The sequence below is a fragment of the Arthrobacter sp. KBS0702 genome (assembly GCF_005937985.2).
Taxonomy (GTDB): Bacteria; Actinomycetota; Actinomycetes; order Actinomycetales; family Micrococcaceae; genus Arthrobacter.
Map to the genome: position 1 here is coordinate 1,357,506 of NZ_CP042172.1, position 22,747 is coordinate 1,380,252.

Genomic DNA, 22,747 nt, shown 5'->3' on the forward strand with positions numbered 1-22,747 from the left:
CTCACCCCGTGTATGCGGGTGTGGTGGTGTTGTCAGGAGTACGCCCGTTGCGCAGACGATTGTTCTGCGGCGGGTGCTCACGGGTGGAATATCAACAAATAGCGGCCGCCGGTTTCCTGCCGGCACCCAGTACGGATGCTGTTCCCTCTTGAGGGGGCGTGTCCTGGAACGGTGCGGACGGGGGATAAGCGGTTTAGTGTTTGGCACACTGTTGGGTCCTGAGACAACAGGACCGGGGTTTTCCCCGGGACTTGTGTTTCTGGTTTCCCGGCTGCAGCGAGCACACGGTTTGCCCTTTTGTGGGTGCGTGTGGGGTGTGTGGTACGGGGTTGTTGTTTGAGAACTACATAGTGGACGCGAGCATCTTTTATAAGAAGCAATTTCCAAGAATATGAACCTGGATCTGTCCTTGCGCCTTTGGGTGTGGGGGTGGTTTTCATGGTTCTCTCGAAATTACTCCTTGATCTTTTGTGGTCAAGTTTTTAAGAGCACACGGTGGATGCCTTGGCATTAGGAGCCGAAGAAGGACGTAGGAATCTGCGATAAGCCTGGGGGAGTCGATAACCGGACTGTGATCCCAGGGTGTCCGAATGGGGAAACCCCGCCAGACGCGCGAGTGATCTGGTGACCCGCATCTGAACACATAGGGTGCGTGGAGGGAACGCGGGGAAGTGAAACATCTCAGTACCCGCAGGAAGAGAAAACAATAGTGATTCCGTCAGTAGTGGCGAGCGAACGCGGATCAGGCTAAACCGTTCCATGTGTGATAGCCGGCGGGCGTTGCATGGTCGGGGTTGTGGGACTTTCCGTTCTGTCTCTGCCGGGACAGTGGGGTGAGAGCATGTGCATAGGTGAACGGTCTTGAAAGGCCGGCCAGAGAGGGTGTGAGCCCCGTAACCGAAATGTAGTGTGCCGCCTGGGAAGTATCCCAAGTAGCACGGGGCCCGAGAAATCCCGTGCGAATCTGTCAGGACCACCTGATAAGCCTAAATACTCCCTAATGACCGATAGCGGACCAGTACCGTGAGGGAAAGGTGAAAAGTACCCCGGGAGGGGAGTGAAACAGTACCTGAAACCGTGTGCTTACAATCCGTCGGAGCAGCCTTGTAGTTGTGACGGCGTGCCTTTTGAAGAATGAGCCTGCGAGTTAGTGTTACGTCGCGAGGTTAACCCGTGTGGGGAAGCCGTAGCGAAAGCGAGTCTGAACAGGGCGTTGCAGTGGCGTGATCTAGACCCGAAGCGAAGTGATCTACCCATGGCCAGGTTGAAGCGACGGTAAGACGTCGTGGAGGACCGAACCCACTTCAGTTGAAAATGGAGGGGATGAGCTGTGGGTAGGGGTGAAAGGCCAATCAAACTTCGTGATAGCTGGTTCTCCCCGAAATGCATTTAGGTGCAGCGTTGCGTGTTTCTTACCGGAGGTAGAGCTACTGGATGGCTAATGGGCCCTACAAGGTTACTGACGTCAGCCAAACTCCGAATGCCGGTAAGTGAGAGCGCAGCAGTGAGACTGTGGGGGATAAGCTTCATAGTCGAGAGGGAAACAGCCCAGACCACCAACTAAGGCCCCTAAGCGTGTGCTAAGTGGGAAAGGATGTGGAGTTGCGAAGACAACCAGGAGGTTGGCTTAGAAGCAGCCATCCTTAAAAGAGTGCGTAATAGCTCACTGGTCAAGTGATTCCGCGCCGACAATGTAGCGGGGCTCAAGTACACCGCCGAAGTTGTGGCATTCAGATATTAGCTAAGCCCTTGTGGTTCAGGCGTCTGGATGGGTAGGGGAGCGTCGTGTGGGCAGTGAAGTCGCGGTGGAAACCAGCGGTGGAGCCTACACGAGTGAGAATGCAGGCATGAGTAGCGAAAGACGGGTGAGAAACCCGTCCGCCGAATGATCAAGGGTTCCAGGGTCAAGCTAATCTGCCCTGGGTAAGTCGGGACCTAAGGCGAGGCCGACAGGCGTAGTCGATGGACAACGGGTTGATATTCCCGTACCGGCGAAAAACCGCCCATGCTGAACAGGGGATACTAACCGCCCGAGACCTGCCCGATCACCCTTGTGGTGTGAGGGTTTTGGTGGAGCGCGGGACCTGATCCTGGGAGGCAAGCGTATTAACAGGTGTGACGCAGGAAGGTAGCCGAGCCGGGCGATGGTTGTCCCGGTCTAAGGATGTAGGGCGAACGGTAGGCAAATCCGCCGTTCATGATGCCTGAGACCCGACGGGACCCCCGTATGGGGGGATTCGGTGATCCTATGCTGCCTAGAAAAGCATCGACGCGAGGTTTTAGCCGCCCGTACCCCAAACCGACACAGGTGATCAGGTAGAGAATACTAAGGCGATCGAGAGAATTATGGTTAAGGAACTCGGCAAAATGCCCCCGTAACTTCGGGAGAAGGGGGGCCCCTATCGTGATGGACACTAGCTGTCCGGAGCGTGCAGGGGCCGCAGAGACCAGGGGGAAGCGACTGTTTACTAAAAACACAGGTCCGTGCGAAGTCGCAAGACGATGTATACGGACTGACTCCTGCCCGGTGCTGGAAGGTTAAGAGGACCGGTTAGCCGCAAGGCGAAGCTGAGAATTTAAGCCCCAGTAAACGGCGGTGGTAACTATAACCATCCTAAGGTAGCGAAATTCCTTGTCGGGTAAGTTCCGACCTGCACGAATGGAGTAACGACTTCCCCGCTGTCTCAACCATAAACTCGGCGAAATTGCAGTACGAGTAAAGATGCTCGTTACGCGCAGCAGGACGGAAAGACCCCGAGACCTTTACTATAGTTTGGTATTGGTGTTCGGAGTGGCTTGTGTAGGATAGGTGGGAGACGTTGAAGCCCGGACGCCAGTTCGGGTGGAGTCATCGTTGAAATACCACTCTGGTCACTTTGGACATCTAACTTCGGCCCGTAATCCGGGTCAGGGACAGTGCCTGATGGGTAGTTTAACTGGGGCGGTTGCCTCCTAAAAAGTAACGGAGGCGCCCAAAGGTTCCCTCAGCCTGGTTGGCAATCAGGTGTCGAGTGTAAGTGCACAAGGGAGCTTGACTGTGAGAGAGACATCTCGAGCAGGGACGAAAGTCGGGACTAGTGATCCGGCGGTACATTGTGGAATGGCCGTCGCTCAACGGATAAAAGGTACCTCGGGGATAACAGGCTGATCTTGCCCAAGAGTCCATATCGACGGCATGGTTTGGCACCTCGATGTCGGCTCGTCGCATCCTGGGGCTGGAGTAGGTCCCAAGGGTTGGGCTGTTCGCCCATTAAAGCGGTACGCGAGCTGGGTTTAGAACGTCGTGAGACAGTTCGGTCCCTATCCGCTGCGCGCGCAGGAAATTTGAGAAGGGCTGTCCTTAGTACGAGAGGACCGGGACGGACGAACCTCTGGTGTGTCAGTTGTACTGCCAAGTGCACCGCTGATTAGCTACGTTCGGATGGGATAACCGCTGAAAGCATCTAAGCGGGAAGCTCGCTTCGAGATGAGATTTCCATACACCTTGTGTGTGAGAGGCCCCCAGCCAGACCACTGGGTTGATAGGCCGGATGTGGAAGCGAGGACTAACGACTCGTGAAGCTGACCGGTACTAATAGGCCGATAACTTACACCACACACCCCCTTCCGTGAACGGATTCAAAAGACGTTCACACCATGGAAGAGGGTACAAAGAAACAAGACTGCTTGCGTCCACTATGTGGTTCCCAAACAACAAACCCGTCACCAGACGAAACGTTGCACAGGAACCGACAACAAAATAACAACACCACAACTGCAGGTCACTGCAGGAAACATGTTGTAACCACAGATTTCCCACCCAGGGGGCGGCTTTCACAGACCCCAAGGGCGCGGACACAGGGTTACGGCGGTCATAGCGTGGGGGAAACGCCCGGTCCCATTCCGAACCCGGAAGCTAAGACCCACAGCGCCGATGGTACTGCACCCGGGAGGGTGTGGGAGAGTAGGTCACCGCCGGACAACCATTACAGCCAGGCCCCGACACACAGTGTCGGGGCCTGCGCCATTTAACACCCAAAACGCACCCGGAGCGCCGGCTGCCGGCAACAATGGCGGTGCCCCCGCGAAAGGGCCGACCACAACGATCCGGAAACAAATAGCGGGAGCTGGCGAATGTCTGGGGCCGGGAAGTTAGGGTGGGATAGCTTTGGGGAATGGAAATCGCCGGCGGGCTATTGACGGCGCTACGGTCCCGTCCCCGCCCGATACCGGAGACTACTTTTTCAGCTTGTGATTTTGGGGGATTCATTGATTAGCAAATCCGTTGGGCGTATCTACGCCGCTGCCGCCCTGGCAGGTGTTCTCGCCATCGGTGCCATAGCACCGGCATCAGCCGCCGATGGCACTCCGGCTCCGAGTCCGACCACCACGGTCGCCGTTCCGCAGCCGACACCGAGCCCCAGTGAGAGCGCCACCGGCGGCGCCACACCGGTTCCGACGTCGACGTCGACGTCCCCCGTAGCGACCCCGACTGCGACGACGGCGCCCATGCCCAGCGCGGCGCCCACTGCCACCGTACCGACGGCGCCGGCAAAGACCGTCAACGCTGCTGTCGTGTCCGCCGGCATTGCCGCCATCGATGATAAGTGGGCGGCACTGGGCGGGGCCACGGGATCCTATGGGCCTGCGCTGGCTCCCGCTGAATGTGGGCTCGCCGCCGACGGCTGCAAACGTGACTTCACCTCCGGATCCATCTATTGGACCGCAACAACCGGCGCCGTTGCCGTGTGGAACGGTGCAATTGGCGGACAGTGGAAGAGGCTCGGTGCCGAGGGCTCCTGGCTGAAGTACCCGCTTTCCGCCGAGCGCTGTGGCCTGGCGGGCGATGGCTGCTCCCAAGACTTCCAGTCGGGCACCCTCTATTGGTCGCCGCGGACCGGCGCGTTCCCCACCGGCGGCGGCATCGGCCAGCGGTGGAACCAGATTGGCGGCGTTTCAAGCCGCCTTGGCTACCCGGCGGGCCTGCTCGTGTGCGGACTTGCCCAAGGTGGGTGCGTCCAGCGCTTTGAGCGCGGATCGATTGGCTGGACCGCAACAGCGGGTGCTTGGGAGGTCGGCGGCGGAATCGGCTTGCGCTGGCTTGAGCTCAATGCGCAGGACGGCGGCCTCGGCTACCCCACGAGCAGGGAGATCTGTGGCCTGACGGCGTCCGGCTGTTTCCAGAACTTCCAGCGCGGAACGATGATGTGGTCACCGGCGTCGGGCGCGCAGCCCACCTGGGGCGCCATCCGGACCCGCTGGGCCGAGTACGGCTACGAGAACAGCTGGATGGGATACCCCGTCGGGCGGGAAACGTGTGGCCTCCCGGGCAACGGCTGCCTGCAGGAGTTCCAGCGAGCCACGTTCTACTGGTCCCCGGCAACCGGCGCCCAGCCGAGCAGCGGAGCTATCCGCGGTGAATTCCAGCAGCGCGGCAGCGGCGGGGGCGCCCTCGGCTACCCGAACTCGCCGGAATACTGCAGCGCCTCCGGCTGCCGCCAGTACTTCCAGTGGGGATGGCTCGACTGGGAGCCCTCCGGCTGGGTGATGTTCCACCTGAACCCGGTGGGCTATTGCGAGGCACTCAACCGCGGCGGCGTTAAGTACGGTACGGCCGGCGCGCAGCGCGTGTCCTTCGCCATCGCAGAGCGCTACGTCGCCACGCCCGTCTCCTTCGCAACCTGCCTCAAGGGCGACAGCGGCTACACGCTGGAGTGGAACGTGCCGGGCTACGCCGGCGAGAGCGGCTTCGCGTGGGCCGGTGTACCGACCGGTCCGACGATCAATAAGTACTCGCCTACCGGATCCTTCACTGTCACGGACGCTTTCGGCCTGGGGAACCCGGGTACTAAACTGAACTACCTCACGCTCAACTCCTACTCGCGCTGGGGCGGCAGGCTCAACGGCAACTACAACAAGTACTTTGAGTCCAGTGCAGACGTTTTCCCCGACGAGAACATGTGGTACTACGCCACCCGCCCGTCGCACGACTACCGACAGGGCGTGGTGATCAATTACAACCGGCCGCCGGATTCGCCCATCGTGATGAACGCTGGCTTCGCCATCTTCCTGCACGCCAACCGGGTCCCGACCTGGGGCTGTATTTCGCTGCTGGAAGATGACGTCACCCGCTACATCAGGTCTGCTGCGCCGGGCGACCGGATTGTCATGGGAGTGGGTGGAGATGTCTTCCGCTAGCCAACGCTGGACGAGCGGCCTCCGGGCGGTCTCCGCCTGTGGGCTGCTCGTCGTTGGGCTTGCAGCCTGCACGGCCACAGCGCCGCCGCCCACTCCGTCGATTTCCACGGAGACCCCGGGGGTTCCGGAGTCGGCATCGCCGGGGCGTACCACTCCGTCCCTGATACCCACCGGGCAGACCCGGGCCTGTGGCGTGCTTGACCCAACTGAGCTCAAGAACGCCCTGGGCAGCGTTGCCTCTTCGATGAAGGCGCCGGAACCGTCGGGTGTCCGCCTCGAAGATGGCCTCGAGAAGGACACATGCGTGTATCCGCTCGACGCGAGCGGGGTGACGACGAACGCCGTCGTGATGGAGGTTATCTGGGACGGCACAGGTTCAAAGGCTCCTGCCATCGCCGACTTCGGCCCGGTGACAGACGCCCAGGACGTGTCCGGACTCGGATCCAAAGCCCAATATTCGATGGTGCGGCTCTCCGGCTCCAGTGAGTTCAGTCTCAGGGTGCAAACGTCCCAAGCCGCCTATCGACTGCTTGTCGCGCGGCCAAACGGCGCAGACGGCTGGGACCGGGAGCAGGGCCGAGCCGTTCTGGAGCGGATAATACGCAAGGCCAAAATCTGAACCTCCGCACTGCAATAGAATGGACGGGACTCGCGTAGTTCGCACGGTTGATCCTGCGAAGCGAGTTGTCCAAAAGACTATTGAGAAGAGTGGTGCGGCTGTGTCGAGAGAACGGCTGCCTCGGACAGGAACCCAGCATGGCTGAGCACAACGACGGCAACCGCGGCGGCAACGACCGCGGCAACTTCGGCGGCGGACGCAATTCCGGCGGCGGGGGATTCCGCGGCGCGAACAACTCCGGCGGAGCCCCGCGCGGTTTCCGGGCCAGGGATGACCGTTCGGAGGGATCGCGCCCGTCCTTCAACGACCGGGATCGTAAGCCGTTTGGTGATCGCCCGTCCCGTGAAGGTGATCGTAAGCCGTTCAGTGGTGGTGGCGACCGGGACCGTAAGCCGTTTGGTGATCGCCCGTCGCGTGAAGGTGATCGTAAGCCGTTCAGTGGTGGTGGTGACCGGGATCGTAAGCCGTTTGGTGATCGCCCGTCGCGTGAAGGTGATCGTAAGCCGTTCAGTGGTGGTGGCGACCGGGATCGTAAGCCGTTCAGTGGTGGTGACCGGGATCGTAAGCCGTTCAGTGGTGGTGACCGGGATCGTAAGCCGTTCAGTGGTGGTGACCGGGATCGTAAGCCGTTCAGTGGTGGTGATCGGGATCGTAAGCCGTTTGGTGATCGTCCGTCCCGTGAGGGCGGCGAGCGTCGGAGCTTCGGCGGCGACCGTGATCGTAAGCCGTTCAGTGGTGGTGGTGACCGTGATCGTAAGCCGTTTGGTGATCGTCCGTCCCGTGAGGGCGGCGAGCGTCGGAGCTTCGGCGGTGACCGTGATCGTAAGCCGTTCAGCGGCGGCGACAACCGCAAGCCCTTCGGCAACCGCGAGGACCGTCCGGCTCGCAGCTTCGACCGCGGCGACTCAGGTCCCCGACAGTTCGGCCGCGACCGCGCCGAGGATCGTCCCGTTCGCGAACCGAACGCCAGGGACCTGCGCAGTGCCAACCGCCCGGACCGCGAGCGTTCACCCCAGATCGATGAGGACGTCACGGGCAAGGAACTGGACCGCGCCACGCAGCACCAGATCAAGACCCTTGAAGACAACAGTGCCGAGTGGGTTGCACGCCACCTCGTCATGGCCGGCCGCCTCATCGACGACGAGCCGGAACTCGCCTTCCAGCACGCCCTGGCCGCCAGCCGCCGCGGTGGCCGCCTCGCAGCGGTCCGCGAAGCCGTCGGCCTGACCGCCTACGCGGCGGGCCACTACGGCGAAGCGCTGCGCGAATTCCGGACCTACCGCCGGATCAGCGGATCCAACATGCACCTCCCGGTGATGGCGGACTGCGAACGCGGCCTGGGCCGCCCCGACCGGGCACTGGACATGGCCCGCTCCGAAGAAGCCAAGGACCTTGACGCTCCCGGCAAGGTGGAGCTCGCAATCGTCGCCGCCGGCGCCCGCACCGACCTGGGCCAGCTCGACGCCGCCGTCTCCGAGCTGGAAATCGCGCAACTGGACATGAACCGCGCCTTCTCCTACAGCCCCCGGCTTTTCCGTGCCTACGCCGATGCCTTGACCGCCGTCGGCCGCGAAACCGAAGCCGCGAAGTGGCAGCGCCAGGCCGTTGTGGCCGAGAATGCCCTCGGCCTGGGCGTCGACGAGGAGCCGGACATCATCGACCTCGGCTGGGACGAGGAAGAGGAAGCCCGCGAGGAACAGCGGCGCCGCCGGATCCTGCAGCAGCAGTCCGCTGAGCAGGCCGAGGGGGCCGCAGGTGAGCGGGCACCGCGCGCCGCCAGCGCCGAAGCGGTAGCCGGGCTCCCGGAGGACGCGGCACCCCAGGCCGCTGCTCACGAGCTTGAGGCCGGCTCCGACGACGAAGAGCCGGACTTCTTCGAGTCCGACGACGCCGAATCCGACGAAGATTCCGTTGAAGCGGACGAACTCGAGGCCGGCGACACGGAAAGTCGAGATGCCCACCATGAAGAGTCCCGCGTTCCGGAACGCGGCGAGGGCTAAACAGCCATGGCCGAAGCTGATCTGATTTCCCGGTTCGACGCGCTCCTGGCCGATTTGGACGGCGTCGTTTACGCCGGCCCGCAGGCCATTCCCGGCGCCGTGGAGTCGCTCCAGCGCCTCGCCGGCGCCGGCGTCGGGCTGGGCTACGTGACGAACAATGCCTCGCGGTCGCCCGCCGAGGTGGCGCAGCACCTGCGCGAGCTCGGCGCCCCCGCCGAGGACCAGCAGGTGGTGAGCTCTTCCCAGGCCGCGGCCGAGCTGCTCGCTTCCATGCTGCCCGCCGGTGCCCGCGTCCTGATCACCGGCGGCGAGGCACTCGCCCGCGAGGTCGAGCTCGCGGGCCTGGTACCGGTCCGCGCCGAGGCAGAAGACCCCGTCGCGGTCGTGCAGGGCTTCCACCCCGAGGTGGGCTGGAAGGACCTCGCGGAGGCGTCCTACGTCGTCGCGGCCGGGGCCCTATGGGTGGCCACCAACACGGACATGTCCATTCCGCAGGCGCGCGGCATGGCGCCCGGCAACGGCACCCTGGTGGCCGCCGTCGCTGCCGCCACCGGCCGTCAGCCGCTGGTGGCCGGCAAGCCCGAGGCCCCGCTGTTCCACGCCGCCGCCAAGCGGCTGGCCGCCGACCGTCCCCTGGTGGTCGGCGACCGGCTGGACACCGATATTCTCGGCGGCAACAACGCAGGCTTCGCCACCGTCGCCGTGCTGACGGGCGTCGACACGCGCGAATCCATCCTCGCCGCCCGCACCATGGAACGGCCCACGTTCCTGATCAATGACCTCACCGATCTTTACCGGCCCTATCCGGCGGTGGAGGACGACGGCGACGGGCGCTACCGCTGCGGCGGCGCCTCGGCCGAGGTGCTCGGTACAAGCCTGCGCGTCAGCGGGGATCCCGCGGACCTCGATTCGTGGCGTGCGGCCTGTGCCGCCTGGTGGGCCGCGAACCCGGAGGAACCCACCGCCAAGGCACCCAGCCTGGAATGGCTGGATCACTAGACTGGAGAGCATGACCGAGCCGAACCCCTCCACCGACGCCCAGCCGGATAGCCGTGAAAGCGCGGAAAGCACCGAACGCGCTGAAGCCCGGATCGACTGGCCGGCACCCGGGGGCGACCCCGCGGCCGGCGACCCCGCCGTCGGCGCCTTGCTGCTCCGCCTTGGCGACGTGCCGGAGCTGCCGGTCGCGTCCCACGGCGAGGTCTACGCCGGCCTGCACGACGAGCTGGCCGCGGCCCTCAACGAGGACGTGGCTGGACAGGGAGCGGGGGACACCCCACGATGACCAGGCTCGACCAGGCCCTCGTCAGCCGCGGGCTGGCGAGGTCCCGCACCCACGCCGCGCGCCTGATTAGCGAAGGCAAAGTCAGCTCGGCGGGGGAGGTGCTTGCCAAAGCTTCCTTGCAGGTTCAGGACGGCATGGCCCTGGACGTAGCCACCACGAGCGAGGACGACTACGTCAGCCGTGCGGCCCACAAACTCGCCGGCGCCCTGGACGCCTTTCCCGCCGTCGCGGTTGCTGGCAAACGCTGCCTCGACGCCGGAGCCTCTACCGGAGGCTTCACCGAAGTTTTGCTCCGGCGTGGCGCCGCGCACGTGGTGGCCGTCGACGTCGGGCATGACCAGCTGGTGCCGCAGATCCGCAACGATGCCCGGGTCTCGGTCCATGAAGGCCTCAACGTCCGCTACATTACCCCGGATGTGATTGGCGGTCCGGCGGCGCTGACGGTGGCTGACCTGTCCTTCATCTCGTTAACCCTCGTGGTGGCGCCGCTGGCGGCGTGCACCGCGCCCGGCGGAGACCTGGTCCTGATGGTCAAGCCGCAGTTCGAGATCGGCAAGGACCGCCTGGGCCGCACCGGGGTGGTCACGTCCGAGCGGGAACGCCGGATGGCCGTCGCCAAGGTGGCGGCCGCGGCGATGGACGCGGGCCTGGAATTGGAGGGCCTGGCGCAGAGCCCGCTGCCGGGCCAGGACGGAAACGTCGAGTACTTCCTGTGGATAAAACGCGGGAACCGGACGGACCTGCCTAAGATCGAAGAGCGGGACGCAGCCGTTGCTGCGTTACTCGGAACGATCTGGCCGTAGCACTGAAAGCACAAGCAGCACGAGAAGCACTAGAAGGCGGAACCCGATGAGCAGGCGTGTCCTCATCCTTGCCCACACCGGCCGCGAGGAATCCCTCAAGGCCGCCTGGGAAGCGTGCGCCCAGCTGCATGCCTCCGGGATCGTCCCCGTGATGCAGAAATCCGAACTCGGCGACATGGTCCGGTTCTACGGGCGGCTGGACCAGCCCGTTGAGGTGCTGCACGACCACGTCAAACTTCCCGACGTCGAGCTCGTGATGGTGCTCGGCGGCGACGGCACCATCCTGCGCGCCGCGGAACTGGTCCGCGAGGTCGACGTGCCGCTGCTCGGCGTCAACCTCGGCCACGTCGGCTTCCTCGCGGAAAGCGAGCGGGCGGACCTTGCCCAGACCGTGGAGTGGATCGCCAGCCGCCAGTACACGGTGGAGGAGCGGATGACCATCGACGTACAGGTGTGGGTCCGCGGCCAGAAGATCTGGCACACCTGGGCGCTGAACGAGGCCGCCATCGAGAAGGGCAACCGGGAACGGATGCTCGAGGTGGTCACCGAAGTCGACGAACGTCCGCTGACGTCCTTCGGTTGCGACGGCGTCGTCCTTGCCACCCCGACCGGATCCACCGCCTACGCCTTTTCCGCCGGTGGCCCGGTGGTGTGGCCGGAAGTCGAGGCGCTGCTGATCGTGCCTATCAGCGCGCATGCGCTCTTCGCCAAACCCCTTGTGGTCTCGCCCAGGTCCCGGCTTGCCGTCGAAATCCTGAACCGCACCGACGCGCAGGGCGTGTTGTGGTGCGACGGCCGGCGCTCCGTGGACCTGCCGCCGGGCGCCCGCGTGGAAGTCACCCGCTCGGCCACCCCGGTCCGGCTCGCGCGCACCCACCAGACCCCGTTCTCCGGGCGGCTGGTCCGCAAGTTCGAACTTCCCATCCAGGGCTGGCGAGGCCCCGTTCCGCAGCCCGACGCCATCCACACCGGACCCCTGCCGGTGGTGCGCACCCCGCGGCCCATGCCGCCCCTGCCAACGCCGCCGCAAGTAGAACCGCAGCACGCGGACCCTGGCGCGCCCACCGATCCATCGACTGCGAAGTGATCCATGCTTGAAGAACTGAGAATCCGCGACCTCGGCGTCATCACCGACGCGACGCTCCCGCTGGGCCCAGGCCTGAGCGTAGTGACCGGCGAGACCGGCGCCGGCAAGACCATGGTGGTCACCGCCGTCGGCCTCCTGCTCGGCGCAAGGTCCGACGCCGGCGCCGTCCGCAGCGGTGCGAAGAGCGCCTCGGCCGAGGCAGTGCTCAAGCTCGACGCCGGCCATGCCGCGGTCAGCCGCGCCCGCGAGGCCGGGGCCGAGGTCGAGGAGTTCGACGGGGGCGCCGAGCTGCTGCTCGCCCGCAGCGTCGGTGCCGACGGGCGCAGCCGCGCCTACCTCGGCGGCCGCACCGCGCCGGTCGGCGTCCTCGCCGAGATCGGCGGGACGCTGGTGGTGGTCCACGGACAGTCTGACCAGATCCGGCTCAAGAGTCCGGTGGCCCAGCGCGAGGCTCTGGACAAGTTCGCGGGGGAGTCGCTCGCCGGTTCCCTGGCCGCTTACCAGGAGCTGTACGGACACTGGAAGGCCAGCCAGGCCGAGCTGGACGAACTCCGCAGCGCCGCCCGCGAACGGCTGCGCGAGGCGGAATCCCTCGAGGCCGCGCTGGCCGAGATCGACGCGGTCGATCCGCAGCCGGGCGAGGACGAGTCCCTCAAGGCCGAGGCCGTCAAGCTTGCCAACGTCGAAGAGCTCCGGATTGCCGCCAGCACGGCGCACCAGGCCCTCATAGCCGAGGACTTCGGCGAAGAAGCCGACGCCACCACACTGGTGGACGCCGCGAAACGCACCCTGGAGCACGTGGCCGAACACGACGGGGAACTCGGCTCCGCCGCCGCCCGGCTGGCGGAGGTGGGCTTCCTGCTCAACGACATCGCCGCGGAGCTGGCCAGCTATCAGGCCTCCCTCGACACTGAGGGCCCGGAACGCCTCGCCGAAATCGAGGACCGCCGCGCCGCCCTGGCCAAACTGGTGCGCAAGTATGCGCCCAGTATCGACGAGGTGCTGGCCTGGGCCGAGCAGGCCCGGGCACGGTACGAGGAGCTCCAGGACGACTCCACCCGGATCGAAGCGCTGGACGCCGACGTCGTCCGCGCCGAGGCCGATCTCCGCAAGCAGGCGACCGCCATCAGCAAGGCACGGAAGAAGGCCGCCAAGGAGCTCTCCGCCCGGGTCAGCGCCGAGCTGACTGCCCTGGCCATGGCAGACGCCACCCTGGTGATCAACGTGGACCCCGGTGAGCAGCTGGGCCCGTTCGGTAGCGACGAGATTTCCTTCCTGCTCCAGCCGCACTCCGGCGCGCCGGCCCGGCCGCTGGGCAAGGGCGCCTCCGGCGGTGAACTCTCCCGCGTGATGCTCGCCATCGAAGTGGTGCTGGCCGCTGTCGACCCTGTGCCGACCTTTGTCTTCGACGAGGTCGACGCCGGCGTCGGCGGCCGCGCCGCCGTCGAAATCGGCCGCCGGCTGGCCATGCTCGCCCGGCATGTCCAGGTCCTGGTGGTCACCCACCTGCCGCAGGTGGCGGCGTTCGCCGACCAGCACATCCGGGTCACCAAGACCTCGGTCCGCGGGGCCGACGGCGCGACAGCCACGGGCTTCACCTCCAGCGACGTCCAACTCCTCGACGAGGCGGAACGCGTACGCGAACTGGCCCGCATGCTGGCCGGCCAGGAAGATTCCGAATCGGCGCGGGCCCACGCCCAGGAGTTGCTGGATGACGCACGGCTGTTGCCGCAGCAGGCCTGACAGATCCGGCCGCCGCGGCCGGGACTGGGATGGCCATCACAACGGCGTTTTACCGACCCTAGGAAGACCGAATTGATGATAGGCTCAAATTCCGTGGTGCAGCGATCAAATTCCCGTGTAAATTCCCGGTTCCCGGGCTCGTCCAAGACGACCAAACACATCTTCGTAACCGGTGGTGTGGCGTCCTCGCTCGGTAAGGGACTGACGGCTTCGAGCCTCGGTCACCTCCTGCGGGCACGCGGCCTGTCTGTAACAATGCAAAAGCTCGATCCCTATCTGAACGTGGATCCGGGCACGATGAACCCCTTCCAGCACGGCGAAGTCTTCGTAACCGACGATGGCGCCGAGACGGACCTCGACATCGGCCACTACGAGCGCTTCCTCGACGAAAACCTCGAGGGTTCGGCCAACGTCACGACCGGCCAGGTGTACTCCACGGTCATCGCCAAGGAGCGCCGCGGCGAGTACCTCGGCGACACGGTGCAGGTCATCCCGCACATCACCGATGAAATCAAGCGCCGGATGCGGCTGCCCGCCGAGGGCAAGAACGCCCCGGACGTCATCATCACCGAAATCGGCGGCACGGTCGGCGACATCGAATCCCAGCCGTTCCTCGAGTCCGCCCGCCAGGTCCGCCAGGACGTGGGCCGGAACAACGTGTTCTTCCTGCACGTCTCGCTGGTGCCGTACATCGGCCCCTCGCAGGAGCTCAAGACCAAGCCCACGCAGCACTCCGTTGCCGCGCTGCGCTCCATCGGCATCCAGCCCGAGGCGATCGTGATCCGTTCGGACCGTGACGTTCCGCAGGCCATGCGCGAGAAGATCGGCCGGATGTGCGACGTCGACATCGACGCCGTGATCGGCTGCCCGGACGCACCGAGCATCTACGACATCCCCAAGACCCTGCACTCCCAGGGCCTGGACTCCTACATCGTCCGCGCCCTCGACCTGCCGTTCAAGGACGTCGACTGGACCAGCTGGGACAAGCTCCTCGACGCCGTGCACAACCCCAAGCACGAGGTGGAAATCGCCCTCGTCGGCAAGTACATTGACCTGCCCGACGCCTACCTGTCCGTGACTGAGGCGCTGCGTGCCGGCGGCTTCGCGAACAACACCAAGGTCAAGATCCGCTGGGTCCCCTCGGACGAATGCGAAACCCACGAGGGGGCGGTCAAGTCCCTGGACGGCGTGGACGCGATCTGCGTTCCGGGCGGCTTCGGCATCCGCGGCCTCGAGGGCAAGCTCGGCGCCCTGAAGTACGCCCGCGAATCCAAGCTCCCGGTCCTGGGCCTGTGCCTGGGCCTGCAGTGCATGGTCATTGAGTACGCCCGCAACGTGGTCGGCCTCGAGGGCGCGTCATCCTCCGAATTCGAGCCGGACTCCAAGTACCCGGTCATCGCCACGATGGAAGAGCAGCTCGACATCGTCGACGGCAAGGGCGACCTGGGCGGCACCATGCGCCTGGGCTTGTACGAAGCCAAGCTGGACGAGGGCTCCGTCATCGCCGAGACCTACGGCACCACGAAGGTCAGCGAACGCCACCGGCACCGCTACGAGGTCAACAACAAGTACCGCGAGCAGATCGCCGCCGAGGGCCTGGTGTTCTCCGGAACCTCACCGGACGGCAAGCTGGTCGAGTACGTCGAGCTTCCCCGCGAAGTCCACCCGTACTACGTGGCCACCCAGGCGCACCCGGAGCTCAGCTCACGACCTACCCGTCCGCACCCGCTGTTCGCCGGGCTGGTCAAGGCCGCCCTGGACCACCAGCACGGCGCGGGCCAGCCTGCCGCTGCGACTGCCAAGGCCGCTGCCAAAACCGCCCCGGCAGCGTCGAAGTAACTCCCAACTGAATCAAAGGACGGCGCGATGCCCGGTAAGCCTGAGACCCCCAATGCTGCACGGCAGGTTTCGGACGAGCCGAGCCCGCGCCGTCTTTTGTCTTCAGAGAAGGTCTATCAAGGCCGGATCTGGGATGTCGTCAGCGACAGCTTCCAGCTAAGCGACGACGGCGAGCCCCTGGTCCGCGACTACATCGACCACCCCGGGGCCGTTGCCGTGCTCCCGATGAACGACGACGGCGAGATCCTGCTGATCAAGCAGTACCGCCACCCGGTGGGCATGGCCCTCTGGGAGATTCCGGCCGGACTGCTCGACGTCGAGGGCGAGGACTTCGTGGCCGGGGCGGCCCGGGAGCTCGCCGAAGAAGCAGACCTGGTGGCTGCGCGCTGGAACGTGCTGGCCGACTTCTTCAACTCGCCCGGCTCCTCCAGCGAGGCGATCCGCATCTACCTGGCCCGTGGCCTGAGCGACGTCCCCGGCCACGAACTGCACGAACGTACCGACGAGGAAGCGGAAATCGAGCTGCACTGGATCCGGCTCGACGATGCGGTCCGGGCAGTCCTGGAGGGCCGCCTGCACAACCCGTCCGCCGTCGTCGGGATCCTAGCCGCCGCGGCGGCGCGAGCGGACGGCTTCGAAGGCCTCCGCCCGGCCGGCGCGCCGTGGCCCGCCCACCCCAGCCAGCGCTGATGACCGGAGTGCTGGCGGCCGGACCCGCCGCCTCGCCCGGGGCTTCAGAGCCTGGCGCCTCAGAACCTGGCGCCGCGCCCGACGCCGCGCCCGCAGCCTCGCGCGTTGCCGAGCCGGCTGCCCGGCCGCTGACCGCCGTCGACCGGGCAATCACGGACTACCTGCAGCACATGGGGGTGGAACGCGGGCTGGCCGCCAACACACTGTCCGCCTACCGCCGCGACCTGGCCCGCTACGCCCGGCACCTGGCCGCGGCAGACCGCCGGCGTCCCGAGGACATCACCCGGCGCGACGTGACCGGCTTCGTGCAGGCACTCTCCGACGGCTCCGACGGCGGTTCGGCCCTGGGCGTGCGCTCGGCGGCCCGCACGGTGGTCGCAGTCCGCGGGCTGCATAAGTTTTGGGCGCTGGAGGGTGTCACGCCCACCGATCCCGCCAGCGATGTGCACCCGCCGATGCCCGGAAAGCGGCTGCCCAAGGCCATCACGGTGGACGAGGTCACCCGCATCCTGGAAGCGGCCGGCACCGACACAGCCACGGGCCTGCGCGACCGCGCCCTGCTTGAATTCCTCTACTCCACCGGCGCACGCATCAGCGAAGCCGTGGGCCTGGACGTCGATGACATCTCGCTGCAGGGGGACGACGAACCGGGCCCCGCCATCGTCCGCCTGTTCGGCAAGGGCTCCAAGGAGCGGTTGGTGCCGCTGGGATCCTTCGGGGCCCGGGCTCTGGACGCCTACCTGATCCGTGGGCGGCCGCTGCTGGCCGCCAAGGGAAAGGGAACGCCGGCGCTGTTCCTGAACGCCCGGGGCGGCCGGATCAGCCGGCAAAGCGCCTGGACCATCCTCAAGGCGGCAGCAGAGAAGGCCAACATCACCAAGGACGTCTCGCCGCACACCCTGCGGCACTCCTTCGCCACGCACCTGCTGGAAGGCGGGGCGGATGTCCGGGTAGTGCAAGAGCTGCTGGGCCATGCATCCGTGACCACCACGCAGGTCTACACCCTGGTGACAGCTGACACGCTGCGCGAGATCTACGCCGCCGCGCATCCGAGGGCGCTGGGCTGAGGCGGGCGGTTCGTCGCGTGAGGCCGTTGCTGGCCCCGTGCCGGCCGCACCGCCGCGACCGCATAGCCCGGCCGCCGGTGGTCGTCAGTATCCCGGAGCTACAGCACCAATAATTGTCGGTGCTCGTTCATATGCTTGGGATATGAAGAGCGGAGCGGCTTGGAGTGCGGAGACCAGGGAGGCCCTGGCGGCCAACGCCGCGTCTGTCGCTGCGCTGACTGCCGTCCTCAACGACCGCGGAGAGCATCCCGATCCGCTGCGGGCTTTGGCTGATGGTTGCCTGGACGCCCTGGCCGAGGCCGCCCGGTGGGAGGCCCGGATGGCGGCGTTGAAGGTCCGGCTCGCCGCGGAGTACCTCCGGGCGGCCGAGGCCCTGGCGCCCCCGGCGGCGACGCCGCAGGATTGCACCGTTCGGGAGATGGCGGTCGTTGCCGAGGTCGCCTGTGTCTTGACCGTGAGCGAACGCACCGCCGGGGCACTGCTGGCCGAAGCCCGGACCCTGACGGCGGGGCTGCCGCTGACCCTGGCAGCACTGCAGGCCGGCACGATCTCCTGGCAGCACGCCCGGATTATGGTCGACGAAACCGCGAACTTGGACCCGGTCGGCGCGGCGGCGTTGGAAGCGCACTTCCTGGACCCCGCCGCACCCAACCCCGCCCGCGGCTGCCCGGCCGGGGAACTCGTCCCCGGCCGGTTCCGTGCCAAGGCCCGCACCTGGCGCGAACGCCACCACCCGGTCAGCATCGAAACGCGCCACACCAAAAGTTGAGGACCGGCGCGTGGAGTACTGCCCGGACCGGGACGGCATGGCCTGGCTCTCGGCCTACCTGCCCGCCGACACCGCCGCCGGGATCTGGGAACGGATCACCGCCGCCGCCCGCGCCCTGCAGGGCCCGGCCGAGGCCCGGACCCTGCCCCAGCTACGCGCCGACATCGCCGCGACGTGGCTGCTCACCAGAGGAAACGCTGGCGGGGGAGCGGCAGATGCAAAAACCGTCGCCGGCCAGGGCGAAGGACTGCCCGAGGGGCTTGCCGGGGGTGTGCCGTCGCCACGCGCGCAGGTTCTGATCACAGTCCCGGTCATGGCCCTGCTCGGCGCCACCGACGAGCCGGCCGTCCTGGACGGGCACGGTCCGATCCCGCCGTCCATGGCCCGGCGCCTCGTCGCGGACGGGGCCGATTCGTTCTACCGGGTCCTGACCGACCCACGCGACGGAGCCCCGCTGGAGATCGGCCGGAGCAGCTACCGGGTGCCGAAGGCCCTGCGGCAATGGCTGCGCCTGCGCGACGGCAAGTGCCCGTTCCCGGGCTGCAACAGCACCTCCCTGGACAACGACGCCGACCACCTCCTGGCCTGGGCCGACGGCGGCACCACCGGCATCCGCAACCTCGGCCAGCCCTGCCGCAAACACCACCGCCTCAAACACGGCTCCCCGTGGAGACCCACGGCAGCCAGCAAAACCGGTCCTCCCGGATGGACCTCACCCGCCGGTCGGCAGTACACCAGCGAACACCAGGACTGGGAACCACCCCGCTGGCCGCGCACCATCCTGGCGGCGGATATGGACCAATTCCAGGATTTCGGGTGGGAGCCCGAAGCCGAACCACCCCCGGACCCCGGACAGTACCTGGAGCCAGAGTACGGGCTGCCCGAGGACCCTTTCCCGGAATGGGCTCTGTTCTCGGCGCCAGCACCGTGTGCCGTTAAGGTCCCTGCGGCGTTGCGCTTGACCGGCCCGTGGCTTGGCTTCCGCGGGGCGCCCCAGTCAACCCCGCGGTTTCCTGCCTCAGCCTCGGATTCTTACCGCACCGTGCGGGCGTCAATGATCCGTGGAGCTCCGGGGTCGGTCTGCTCCGTACCGTCGAAGGCAAAACCGTTGCGACGATAGAACGCAACCGCCCGGGGATTGTCTTTGGCAACCCAAAGCATCGCCGGACCACCGCCCAAGGCCGCATCCAGCAACGCCTGCCCCGCACCGGTTCCCTGGTGCTCCGCCGCCACGTACAGGCTGAATAGGTGACGATCGCGGGGGAGGTCCTGGCCTTCCGCTCCGTAGCTGGCGCCGGCGAACCCGAAGCCGACGACCCGTGCGTTGTGTTCCGCGATTCTGATCGTCCAGCCGGGGCGTGGATTCCCAAGAATCTGGTTCCACATCAGGAGCCGGCCCTGGACGTGCTCCGCGGTAAAGAACCCCTCAGGAAGCAAATGCGAGTACGCCTCCCGCCACGTGGCCACGTGCAGTTCAGCGATCCGAGGTGCATCGGGGAGCGTGGGTTCGCGCAAAATGAAGGCCATCAGCACATCCTGCCAGAATCCTCGCCCGGTGAATGTTCTTATTAGTTTGTGTAAGAAAACCTGCCTGCCGGGACACTTAGTCTTCAGGAAGAAGTCATCCGATGTCCGGGGGAACCACCATGTTGGCTGCGAAAGAGCAAGCATTCATTGACCTGCACACCCAGCATTCCGCGCGGGTGTACGCCTACATAACGTGCCGTATCAATGACGGGCACCGGGCCGAGGAACTTGCCGCGGATGTCTTCAGGATCGCGTGGGAGAAACAGCTACCTGAGCCGCCCGGTATCGGGTGGCTCCTCGCGACCGCCCGGAACGTCGTCGGGAACGAGTACAAGGGCCGCCGGCGCCGGCAGGAACTGGTGGAACGGCTCAAAGAGGAAGCCCGCACCGACGTGCCCGAGCCGCACACCGAAGAACGGTCCGCCGTGGCTGAAGTGCTCGTACAACTCAGGGAGCGCGACCGCGAGGTCCTCATGCTCAGCTACTGGGACGATCTGACCACCGCTGAACTGGCCCAGGCACTGGGATGTTCGACGTCGGCCGCCGCGGTCCGCCTGCACCGTGCACGTCGCGCGTTCGCGAAGGCCGCCCCCTCACACCTCATGACAGAACGGAAGGACTAGCCATGGACCGCATCGAACAGCTCATGAGGGATGCCAAACCACGGGTGGGAGCACCCGGTGCAGTTCCGGGAAGCCCGCCTGCCGGCTCGATGGTCTACTCCACCGACCCGAACGTCGTCAGCCTCGCAGGGCGCACCCGGACGCGGCGGACTGGGCTGCGGACGGCGGCGGCGACCGTCCTGGCCGCCGCAGCAGTCGTGGCCGCCGTCGTCGTCGGCGGCAACCTGATGCCGCAACCTGCCCCCGGACCCGCCCAGACGGGCACCCCGGCGCCTGCCGTCTCCGCCAGCTCAACACCGGCCTCCCCAAGCCCGTCCGGTGCCGCCCCCACGGCGTCTCCCACGAAATCGAGTCCTGCCGCTTTGAGCACCGGCGGTGTCGCCTGCACCCTGTCCAACGTCGACCAGCAGCGCAGTGACCAGCAGCGGGCGATCATCCCGATTGCCCCCGCCGAAGAGGGCTACTACACGGTGCTGGGCTGCGCCGGCGGCTGGCTCGCCTACTCCATCTCCGACGACGGGGTCCGGGCACTCCAGCTCGACGGCGGCAACGCCTGGTTCAAGATCGCCAAACTGCAGAACGGGCGATTCCTCTGCGACGTCCGGCAGCAGTGGTCCAGCGTCTTCAACTGGGAGTTCCAGGCCTCGAACAACCAGGGCCTCACGCCGCAGCAGGCCATGGACAAGGAATTCGCGCAGAAGGGCATACCCGTCGAGCTGCGTCCTCAGCTCGTGGGCGACGGGCCGGCAGCCGGATAGCCGCGGCTCCCCGCGCCGGCTATAGGGTTGAGCACATGACGTCCACACCGGTCACCCTCTGCTTCCTGCTCCGTGAGTCGGAGCGCGGTACGGAAGTGCTGTTGGGCCTGAAGCGGACCGGCTTCGGCCTCGGCAAGATCGTTGGCATCGGCGGCCACGTGGAGCCCGGGGAGAGCGACGCCGAGGCCGTGGTCCGCGAAGTCTGGGAGGAATCCGGCATCGTGGTACTCGAGGAGGACCTGGACCACGCCGGCGTCGTCGAGTTCGTCTTTCCCGCCCGGCCGGAGTGGAACATGACCTGCCGGCTTTTCACCACCAGGCGTTGGGAAGGCGAGCCCGCCGAAAGCCCGGAAATCACGCCCGAGTGGTTCGACGCCGCGTCCTTGCCGCTGGAGCGGATGTGGCAGGACGCGGAGCACTGGTTGCCCCCGGCGCTGGCAGGGGAAACAATCGACATCATGGTCGTCCTCAATGAGGACAACGAAACCGTCGCGACGGTGGAAAAGCAGAGTCGCGGCGGCTGAGGCACCGGCCGCCCAGCAAAAAGTGCGGGCCGGCCACCTGTCCAAGGTGGCCGGCCCGCGCTGTTACTGTCGGCAGGAACTACGGCACGTGCCGTTCCTCCACACCGTTGTATTCGCTCAGCGGGCGGATCAGCGAGTTCGAGTCCAGCTGTTCCATGATGTGCGCGGTCCAGCCGGTGATCCGGCTGGCCACGAACAGTGGAGTGAACGTCGGGGTGTCGAAGCCCATCAGGTGGTACGTAGGACCCGCCGGGTAGTCGAGGTTCGGCTTGATCGCCTTCGCCTCGTCCATCGCGGTCTCAAGCCCGTTGTAGAGCCCCAGCAGCTCCGGACGGCCGTAGTGCGCGATCATCTTGTCCAGGGCCGCCTTCATGGTGGGAACCCGGGAGTCGCCGTGCTTGTAGACACGGTGGCCGAAGCCCATGACCTTCTTCTTGTGCGCCAGCGCGTCTTCCATCCAGGCCTTCGCCCGCACCGCCGCCTCGTCGAGCGACTCCTCCTGCCGGATGCCGATCTCGTCGAAGGTGTGCATCACGGCCTCGTTCGCGCCGCCGTGCAGGGGCCCCTTGAGCGCCCCGATCGCACCCGTGACGGCCGAGTGCAGGTCGGAGAGCGTCGAGGTGATCACCCGGGCCGTGAAGGTCGAGGCGTTGAAGGAGTGCTCGGCGTACAGGATCATCGAGACGTTGAACGCCTCCACAACTTCCTGCACCGGCTCCTCGCCAAAGGACATCCACAGGAAGTTGGCCGAGTAGCCCAGGTCCTCCCGGGGCTCCACAACACCCTGACCGTGCCGGCGGCGCTGGTCATAGGCGACCACGGCCGGCATTGCGGCGAACAGGTCCACTGCCTTGGCCATGTTGGCCTCCCGCGAGGAGTCCTCGGCGAGCGGATGCCGGGCACCCATCACCGAGGCCGCCGTGCGGCAAACGTCCATCGGATGCGAAGTGAGCGGCAGCGCATCGATGACCTGCTTGACCACCGGATCCAGCGCGCGGCCCGCGCGTTCCCGTGCGGTGAACTCCGCCAACTGCTCCTCGGTGGGCAACTCGCCGTTCCACAGCAGGTACGCCACTTCCTCGAAGCTGCACTTGGCGGCCAGCTCCTGGACGGGGTAGCCGCGGTAGAGCAGCGAATTGGTGTCCGGGTTGACCTTGGAAACCGCGGTGTAGTCCACCACGACGCCGGCAAGGCCCTTTTTAATCTCATTTTCAGCCATGCTGAAACTCCTTTGTT

The 22,747-nt window shown here is 66.1% G+C and carries 17 protein-coding genes, 2 rRNA genes and 1 pseudogene; 17 read left to right on the plus strand and 3 right to left on the minus strand.

Annotation, left to right across the window (positions count from 1 at the left end; genetic code table 11):
* Positions 1–472: 472 nt before the first annotated feature.
* Both FFF93_RS06210 and rrf read left to right on the plus strand, forming a co-directional pair.
* Positions 473–3,596 (plus strand): 23S ribosomal RNA (locus FFF93_RS06210).
* Between the two features lie 247 nt (positions 3,597–3,843).
* Positions 3,844–3,960: ribosomal RNA gene (gene rrf, locus FFF93_RS06215) — 5S ribosomal RNA — on the plus strand.
* 314 nt (positions 3,961–4,274) lie between these two features.
* Here the strand turns inward: rrf and FFF93_RS16920 are convergent.
* Entirely contained in the window at positions 4,275–4,577 is a 303-nt protein-coding gene (locus tag FFF93_RS16920) for a hypothetical protein (RefSeq protein WP_222424653.1), read from the minus strand.
* Here FFF93_RS16920 and FFF93_RS06220 point away from each other — a divergent pair.
* From FFF93_RS06220 to FFF93_RS06275, 12 genes and pseudogenes are all read left to right on the plus strand, one after another.
* Positions 4,555–6,177, plus strand: a complete 1,623-nt coding sequence (locus FFF93_RS06220) for a hypothetical protein (RefSeq protein ID WP_186372247.1) — start codon at positions 4,555–4,557, stop codon at positions 6,175–6,177. The two genes, FFF93_RS16920 and FFF93_RS06220, sit on opposite strands and share 23 nt — an antisense overlap.
* 193 nt (positions 6,178–6,370) lie before the next feature.
* Entirely contained in the window at positions 6,371–6,796 is a 426-nt protein-coding gene (locus FFF93_RS06225; protein ID WP_138769691.1) for a hypothetical protein, read from the plus strand.
* 137 nt (positions 6,797–6,933) lie between these two features.
* Positions 6,934–8,796: a hypothetical protein gene (locus FFF93_RS06230; protein WP_138769690.1), complete on the plus strand. Its 1,863-nt coding sequence runs from the start codon at positions 6,934–6,936 to the stop codon at positions 8,794–8,796.
* A 6-nt stretch (positions 8,797–8,802) separates the two neighbouring features.
* On the plus strand, positions 8,803–9,795 hold the full coding sequence (locus FFF93_RS06235) for an HAD-IIA family hydrolase (RefSeq protein WP_138769689.1): 993 nt from the start codon (positions 8,803–8,805) through the stop codon (positions 9,793–9,795).
* A gap of 10 nt (positions 9,796–9,805) precedes the next feature.
* Complete coding sequence (locus FFF93_RS06240; protein WP_138769688.1) at positions 9,806–10,081, plus strand: hypothetical protein; 276 nt, start codon at positions 9,806–9,808, stop codon at positions 10,079–10,081.
* Positions 10,078–10,884 carry a TlyA family RNA methyltransferase gene (locus FFF93_RS06245; RefSeq protein WP_138769687.1) on the plus strand — a complete coding sequence of 269 codons (807 nt, stop codon included), beginning with the start codon at positions 10,078–10,080 and terminating at the stop codon, positions 10,882–10,884. The genes FFF93_RS06240 and FFF93_RS06245 overlap by 4 nt, the downstream gene beginning before the upstream one ends.
* A gap of 46 nt (positions 10,885–10,930) precedes the next feature.
* Positions 10,931–11,971 carry an NAD kinase gene (locus FFF93_RS06250; RefSeq protein WP_138769686.1) on the plus strand — a complete coding sequence of 347 codons (1,041 nt, stop codon included), beginning with the start codon at positions 10,931–10,933 and terminating at the stop codon, positions 11,969–11,971.
* A 3-nt stretch (positions 11,972–11,974) separates the two neighbouring features.
* Positions 11,975–13,714 (plus strand): DNA repair protein RecN, encoded by a 1,740-nt coding sequence (gene recN / locus FFF93_RS06255; RefSeq protein ID WP_138769685.1) that lies wholly within the window; start codon positions 11,975–11,977, stop codon positions 13,712–13,714.
* A 75-nt stretch (positions 13,715–13,789) separates the two neighbouring features.
* Complete coding sequence (locus FFF93_RS06260) at positions 13,790–15,553, plus strand: CTP synthase (protein ID WP_138769684.1); 1,764 nt, start codon at positions 13,790–13,792, stop codon at positions 15,551–15,553.
* A gap of 27 nt (positions 15,554–15,580) precedes the next feature.
* Positions 15,581–16,243: an NUDIX hydrolase gene (locus FFF93_RS06265; RefSeq protein WP_138769683.1), complete on the plus strand. Its 663-nt coding sequence runs from the start codon at positions 15,581–15,583 to the stop codon at positions 16,241–16,243.
* Complete coding sequence (xerD, locus tag FFF93_RS06270; protein WP_261375329.1) at positions 16,243–17,310, plus strand: site-specific tyrosine recombinase XerD; 1,068 nt, start codon at positions 16,243–16,245, stop codon at positions 17,308–17,310. The genes FFF93_RS06265 and xerD overlap by 1 nt, the downstream gene beginning before the upstream one ends.
* 142 nt (positions 17,311–17,452) lie before the next feature.
* Positions 17,453–19,199, plus strand: a pseudogene (locus FFF93_RS06275) (DUF222 domain-containing protein).
* Here FFF93_RS06275 and FFF93_RS06280 read toward each other — a convergent pair.
* Positions 19,112–19,606: a GNAT family N-acetyltransferase gene (locus FFF93_RS06280; RefSeq protein WP_138769682.1), complete on the minus strand. Its 495-nt coding sequence runs from the start codon at positions 19,604–19,606 to the stop codon at positions 19,112–19,114. The pseudogene FFF93_RS06275 and the gene FFF93_RS06280 sit on opposite strands and share 88 nt — an antisense overlap.
* Positions 19,607–19,725: 119 nt before the next feature.
* Between FFF93_RS06280 and FFF93_RS06285 the strand changes: the two genes are divergently transcribed.
* From FFF93_RS06285 to FFF93_RS06295, 3 genes are read left to right on the plus strand one after another with little or no spacing between them, the layout of a single operon-like run.
* Entirely contained in the window at positions 19,726–20,229 is a 504-nt protein-coding gene (locus FFF93_RS06285; RefSeq protein WP_186372248.1) for an RNA polymerase sigma factor, read from the plus strand.
* Between the two features lie 2 nt (positions 20,230–20,231).
* Complete coding sequence (locus FFF93_RS06290) at positions 20,232–20,987, plus strand: hypothetical protein (RefSeq protein ID WP_138769680.1); 756 nt, start codon at positions 20,232–20,234, stop codon at positions 20,985–20,987.
* Between the two features lie 35 nt (positions 20,988–21,022).
* Positions 21,023–21,511: an 8-oxo-dGTP diphosphatase gene (locus FFF93_RS06295; RefSeq protein ID WP_138769679.1), complete on the plus strand. Its 489-nt coding sequence runs from the start codon at positions 21,023–21,025 to the stop codon at positions 21,509–21,511.
* A 79-nt stretch (positions 21,512–21,590) separates the two neighbouring features.
* Here the strand turns inward: FFF93_RS06295 and FFF93_RS06300 are convergent, their stop codons facing one another.
* Positions 21,591–22,730 (minus strand): bifunctional 2-methylcitrate synthase/citrate synthase, encoded by a 1,140-nt coding sequence (locus FFF93_RS06300; protein WP_138769678.1) that lies wholly within the window; start codon positions 22,728–22,730, stop codon positions 21,591–21,593.
* Positions 22,731–22,747 lie beyond the last annotated feature (17 nt).